Genomic DNA, 5,953 nt, shown 5'->3' on the forward strand with positions numbered 1-5,953 from the left:
GTCCTTCTTCACCGAGTCACCGCTCGCAGGCTCAATAACGACGACCTTGGAATCCTTACGGCGGCCCAGACGGTTAACACGGCCGAAGCGCTGCGCCAAGGAAGAGGCAGGCGCCAGCTCGGTCACCAGGTCAGCGAAGTCAACGTCGATACCGACTTCGAGAGTCTGGGTGGCCACAACAACCTTCACGGACTCATCGCCTTCGGTAGTGAAGAGCTTACCGTGCTTCTTCTGCAGATTCTTCAGGTCGTACGGGCGCATGCGTCCTACGAGAAGCTGAACCTCTTCCTCTGCCAGATTCTTAGCGAGTGCTTCCTTGATAGAGATAGCCGTCCGCACGTGGTTGACGATACAGCCGATAGTGTGGGCTTCCTCGGAGCCTTCGCCCGCCTCACGGTGGGCAAGGAACTCCTTGATAGAGCCCACAGCAGCATCCACGACTGCACGGTTACCGGGCTTGCCATCCCACTTATCGATGGGGCGGAGCACCAGTTCCTTATGCGAGTAGACACGTTCGCGCAGCTTTTCATCATTCGGGCGGTCGAGGGCCTCAATGTTCACACCCAGGGTGGTCGATTCGCTGTCCTCAGTGGAGGGGGTAGCGGTCGTCTCAACCACCTGCAGGGTGGGAATACCCAGGTCAGCCTCGCGCTTCTGCAACTGCGCAATACGCTGAGCGGTACGCAGCAGCTGACGGTTCATGTGGGCCTCATCGAGCACCATGACGGTGTCCATGGTCAGCAGGGCGGTCTCACGCGGGCGGGCAGCCTTGGTGCTACCGTAGCCGCGGAAGAGCGCTCGCGAACCGTACATGTCGGGGGTTGCGGCGATGATTGCGCAGGCCGAAATATCGGTCACCGGCAGGGTACGATTCGACAGCTCACCACGAATGTGGCCAATTTCGAAGGGCGCGCTCCTCTCCTCGTCGTTGCGGGTCTGGAAGCTCTGGAGAGCTTCAGCGACCCTACGCAGAATATCGGGCTCGCCGGATTCATCAGTGAGCGCCTTCCCCATGAGGTCGAGAATCTTCTCGCGGGCGCGGTCTACCTGACTGTCGACCAGCGCGCGGCGTCCCACGGTCACGCAGAGGCGACGGGGAACGCGCGGCGCGGCGCCAACCGCTGCGAGCGCATTCGCGAAGAGGTGGATATCAACCACGGAGGACTTACCGGAGCCAGTCGGTGCGTTAATGCGTTCCGGCCATACGCCGTGCTCGCAAATGTGGTCGAGTACCTCTTCCTGCCAGCTGAAAGGTGAGTGCCCTCCATTGAGTGCGGCAAAGAATGCACCGAACTCTTCACGCATGATGGAGGGCAGCGTGGTAGCGGGGCTAGTCATGCTTTTCCTCCTTCTTGTGGCGGTCGTATTCTTCGGTGGGCACGTCGAACGGAACCAACAGACCGCCGCCCATGTGGCGGGACTGGCCGATGGCTACGAGGGTCGTGTCCGTTGCCAGGTTGCCGAGGTCTACGACGCCGCGCCACGGCTCTGCGGGCAGAGTGCGGGGCAGCTTGTAGGCGTAGGCGGCGGGGTTCTGGGTGACACGGTGGGCTTCCAGGACCTTGGCTTCAGCCTTTTTAGCGACCTGGTTCCTCAAGCTGCGAATTCGTTCGCGTGAGGTTTCGGCTTCGGGCGCTTCGAAGCTGTCACGCCACACGTAAGCCATGGAAAGCAGAGCGGCATCAGCGAAGGTCCAGGCCTTCGTCTCAGCCTTCTTCGGGCGGTTGAAAACACGTGATTCGGGAACGGCTGCGCTGAGGGTACGCCACAGACGCTTGTACCCGGTCTTGGGTGCATCCCAGAAACCCTGCGCGGGCAGGCGCTTCTGGCGAAGCTTCACGGTTAGCCGGGGGAAGTCCTGAGCGTAGAGAGTTTCTACGCTCCTGAGTGCGATACCGAGTTCTACTGCCTCATCGGTCGGGGCGTTTGCCGGGACCAAGACGAGCAGGACTCCCTGAGACTTCACCTCCCGACGCAGATAGTCGGGCAGGTAGCGGGCAGGCAGGTACTGCAGCGCCAGGCTGTTGGCCGGTTTGTGACCCTTGGGGTACCTGCCGGTGATGAGGCTGGGCGCACCGAATCCTGCGGCAGCTACGAGAGCCTTGTGCAGCAGGGAGCATGCCTTGACGTACTGTTCGGACTTCAGCTCTTCACCGTCTACTTCGAGGAGCCACAAGTATTCCCAGGGGCTGGTGGAGGTTTCAGCCTCGACAGGCTGGTACTTGATGGATCCGAGGCCTGCGATAGGTACCGGGGAGGGGCGCATCGTGTCGCTCGCTGCGGTCTTGTCGCCTGCCTTGGTAGGAACCTTGACGGGGTACGCTTCTGCGTGAGCACGCATGAGCGCGTCAACTCGACCGGGTACGGGTACACGGACGGGCATGCCGCCTGCTTCGAAGGGGCCCGACTTAGTGTCGATGGTGTGGGTGGGTTCCACGTCTCCGGTGTAGAGGGCGGTGAAGCTGCTGGCTTCTCCGAGGGAGGGTACTTCTCCGCAGAGCTGGGTGATGGTTTCCGCGATGTCAGCGGGCACCTTATCGTACTGCCAGCCGATGGTGTCGGATACTGCCCAGCCGTCGGATACGGCGCGACGTTCGGTCTGCCGCCCGTCCTTCTCAGAATATGCCACTTCGCGGTACATGAATCGGCTCATCTTATTGGGTGAGCGATACACGGGGCACATGTCGGGAAGCTGCAGCCCAATCGGAGGATTCTCCTCAAGCCATCGGAGAGCCTTGAGAGATTCTTCCGAGGGGGCAAGCTGCCCGTTTTCAATAATTGCGTGAGGTCCCTGCGCGGCCGCGCTGAGGAGCGCGGCCTGCAAGCGGGCAGGGTCGGGGAAGGCGTCGGGGCTTCCGTCTGCCTTGTGGCCCTGGTATACGCCGAGCGGGAACCTCGCGAGAATTCCGAGGTTCGTCATATTATTCAGCGTCCTCCGCAGTGGCGTTCTTAATGATGATGGGGTTGCCGTCGACCTTGAAAGTCTGGCCGTTCCAGTCAGCCACGCCAGCCTTCTTGGCGTTCTCGATAGCTTCGAGGAGAAGCTTGTCGGCCTGCTTAACGGTCAGGGGTGCGAAGGTCTTCTTCTCACCGAAACGCTGGTCGAGGGTGACAACGGGTGCGGCAGATTCGAGCAGGTCGCAGTTAGCACGGATGTAGAGTTCGCGTTCCGCACGGGCGATAGCATTGAGGCCAAGTGCGGCAAGAAGTGCACGCGCGGCAACATTCTTGGTCTCGTCCTGACCGAAGCGCAACTGACGCAGGGTGGCGAGGCTCAGAACCCAGGAACGGATGATACGGCGGCAAGCTACAGCACCGGTTTCTTCGAGCGAGGGCGGGATGCTACCCAGACCGAGATGGGATGCGGAGATACGGTCGTCAGCCTTGGCGGTCTTTACTTCCTTGCGGCGTGCGGCAACGTTCTTGGCGCTCAGTTCAGCTTCCTGATCATCGACGAGAGAGCTAAGTTCCTTAGCGTCAAGCTTTACGCTGGCGGCTACGGCGTCGACGCGGGCGCCGCCACGGCGTGCCTGGCGGTGTTCAGCGCCAGGTTCCTGGTCTGCGAGGACGCCGATGATTTCACCGACGAGGGCGCTGCGCAGGCGGACCTGGTTGCTCTTGCGGGTGGAGTCCCATGCACCGAAGAGGAGTGCTGCGGGGGCGGTGTTGAGCAGTGCGCTCATGTCTGCGGGGATGCAGTTGCGCAGTGCGCGGTACTGGTCGTTTTCGGTGATGGGCTTACCGTCGACGCGACCGGCACGGAAGTGACCGTCGAAGATGCGGTGGGAGAGCTCCATGTCGGTGTATTCGACGGGGCCGTTTTCGGTCTTGTAGGTGACGACGGCGCGGGGAATCTTGACGGCTGCTTCGTCGCCGTACTGGCGGCCCTGTTCGATGGCGGCTTCTGCGCGGTTGAGTTCGGACTGCTTGCTGTCGATGAGGACGACCTTCTGAGCATTATCGCCAATGTAGCGATTCTCGTAGGCGAAGACGGACTTGGAGCCGTCGACGAACTTGGCGGGTGCCACGGATGCGTGGGGGCCTGCGGCGGGCTCGAGTTCGGTGATGGAGGTGATGACGGAGCCACCGCCGAGTTCGACGTTCTTGATGAGGTCGGCGAGGGTGATGGTGGTCTGGGACTCGTTCTGGGACATGGTTGTCTCCTTAGGTTAGTGTGTGCACATCTCGCGTCGATGCGTGGGTTGTGCACGATTTTTCTTGTGTAGCTTTAAGCTACCTGTCTTTTCCGAATGATGCGCGCGTTTTCGTCACGGTACTGATTCGGTATGCCTTTCCCCTTCTCCCCTGTGCTGTCACGACCCGTGTTTTGGGGGTGACAGCACAGGGTATAGAAGGTATGGCATAGCCACACAAGCGGTCAGCATCGGGTCGGGATTAGGAATCCAATCCGTAGCCCCGGTATACTGAATCGGTCATGTTTTGTTGGCGCAAAACGTGACCACCGCTTAATGCGGTAAATACTTATATAAACAAAAGCCGCCCGTTGCGCCTCGCGTAGCGGGCGGCTTTTGTTTATGCCATAAGCGGGGTCATTATCCTTCACCTCCAAGGTCGGGGTTAGAGTCGCTTCAGCGAGTCGCTGAAGTAACCTCCAAACCAGTTGATGTCTCAACCTTAGCATTAAGTTCCAAGATGTTCAATTACAGATAACCCCGCACCCCAAAGCATTGACATTACATATATACACTTACAGCCTCCCCTCACCGTTAAACAGATAGGAGAGGAGAGGAGAGGCTGAGCACAGAAAGCCTCTGGGCTCACATTTTCGTAACCCAGAAGAATTTTCTAATGATTTGCCCCAAAGACTTGACACTACATACCTCAATGAAAGCTCGCACCATAACAGATACAAGGAGCAGGTAAGAAGGTATATCTCAGGGATTCATTAGACTTCTCCATTATCCCTACAGAACCTCTGCTGCGCAATCAACTCAGTTTTCTATACATGACTTCACCATAGCGTTGTTGCAGATTACGCGCATCCGATTTGGTCATTTCAGACCCATATCGCTGCCACGAGAAATCCGCAGTAGGTGCCGCATCTAGCCTGTCTTCGTGTTTTAAGGAGAATAGCCCCGTTCTAGAAACCAGGGTGGTTTCCAGAACGGGGCTACGCAACCCGCGTAAGCCTTCCCGGCTCATGCTCAGAATCGCAATGAAAATCCCCGCCCAAAGGTAGAGAAATACGATACCGTCTCGTTCCATGCCGTTATCAGGGTCGGTGCCTCAATGAAAGTCCCCACCCGAAGGTGGGGAAATTCGGTCAATGGCGACAAAATGACTGGACCGATAAAGGCCTCAATGAAAGTCCCCACCCGAAGGTGGGGAAATTCGTAGCGTTTATCGCCCGCGAATCCAAGCCGCAAAGCCTCAATGAAAGTCCCCACCCGAAGGTGGGGAAATTCGTTAATGAGCCTTTCCTGGTCGCTAGGTGACATGTAGCCTCAATGAAAGTCCCCACCCGAAGGTGGGGAAATCCGCACCCGCTCAAGCTCTGCATTAGTCCATCGTCGCCTCAATGAAAGTCCCCACCCGAAGGTGGGGAAATATGCACCTGAGTCATTTGATGCATGAGGTGTGACAAGCCTCAATGAAAGTCCCCACCCGAAGGTGGGGAAATTGATGGGCGCATGCTCTACCAGTACGGCGTTGAATGCCTCAATGAAAGTCCCCACCCGAAGGTGGGGAAATGGCGGCTAGAAGCCCGGAACCCTATATTTTTAGGTGCCTCAATGAAAGTCCCCACCCGAAGGTGGGGAAATTCCAGGCCGAAGTTTTTTCCCGCATCATGTCAAAGCCTCAATGAAAGTCCCCACCCGAAGGTGGGGAAATACCCAACCACCCCCGCATCACCACCCCCGCCCCCGCCTCAATGAAAGTCCCCACCCGAAGGTGGGGAAATTTGAGCGGGAGTGTAGGGGCGGCTGATTGG

At 58.5% G+C, this 5,953-nt stretch carries 3 protein-coding genes and 1 CRISPR repeat array; all 3 genes read right to left on the reverse strand.

Annotation, left to right across the window (positions count from 1 at the left end):
- A partial coding sequence (gene cas3u / locus Q0216_RS09605) for a type I-U CRISPR-associated helicase/endonuclease Cas3 (RefSeq protein ID WP_298594895.1) occupies positions 1-1,338 on the reverse strand: 1,338 nt, incomplete at its 3' end.
- Positions 1,331-2,920, reverse strand: coding sequence for a type I-U CRISPR-associated protein Csb2 (gene csb2 / locus Q0216_RS09610; protein WP_298594897.1), 1,590 nt, complete (start codon positions 2,918-2,920; stop codon positions 1,331-1,333). The genes cas3u and csb2, both read right to left, overlap by 8 nt.
- Position 2,921: 1 nt before the next feature.
- Positions 2,922-4,154 (reverse strand): type I-U CRISPR-associated RAMP protein Csb1/Cas7u, encoded by a 1,233-nt coding sequence (gene cas7u, locus Q0216_RS09615; protein WP_298594899.1) that lies wholly within the window; start codon positions 4,152-4,154, stop codon positions 2,922-2,924.
- Positions 4,155-5,170: 1,016 nt separating this feature from the next.
- Positions 5,171-5,923: a CRISPR direct-repeat array (repeat unit 36 nt; unit sequence GCCTCAATGAAAGTCCCCACCCGAAGGTGGGGAAAT).
- Positions 5,924-5,953: the final 30 nt, after the last annotated feature.

The sequence above is a fragment of the uncultured Rothia sp. genome, assembly GCF_937976295.1.
GTDB lineage: Bacteria > Actinomycetota > Actinomycetes > Actinomycetales > Micrococcaceae > Rothia.

Excerpts from the sequence above, each read along its gene's own strand:
- csb2 (WP_298594897.1), bottom strand. The coding sequence starts at position 2,920 with ATGACGAACCTCGGAATTCTCGCGAGGTTCCCGCTCGGCGTATACCAG.
- cas7u (WP_298594899.1), bottom strand. The coding sequence starts at position 4,154 with ATGTCCCAGAACGAGTCCCAGACCACCATCACCCTCGCCGACCTCATC.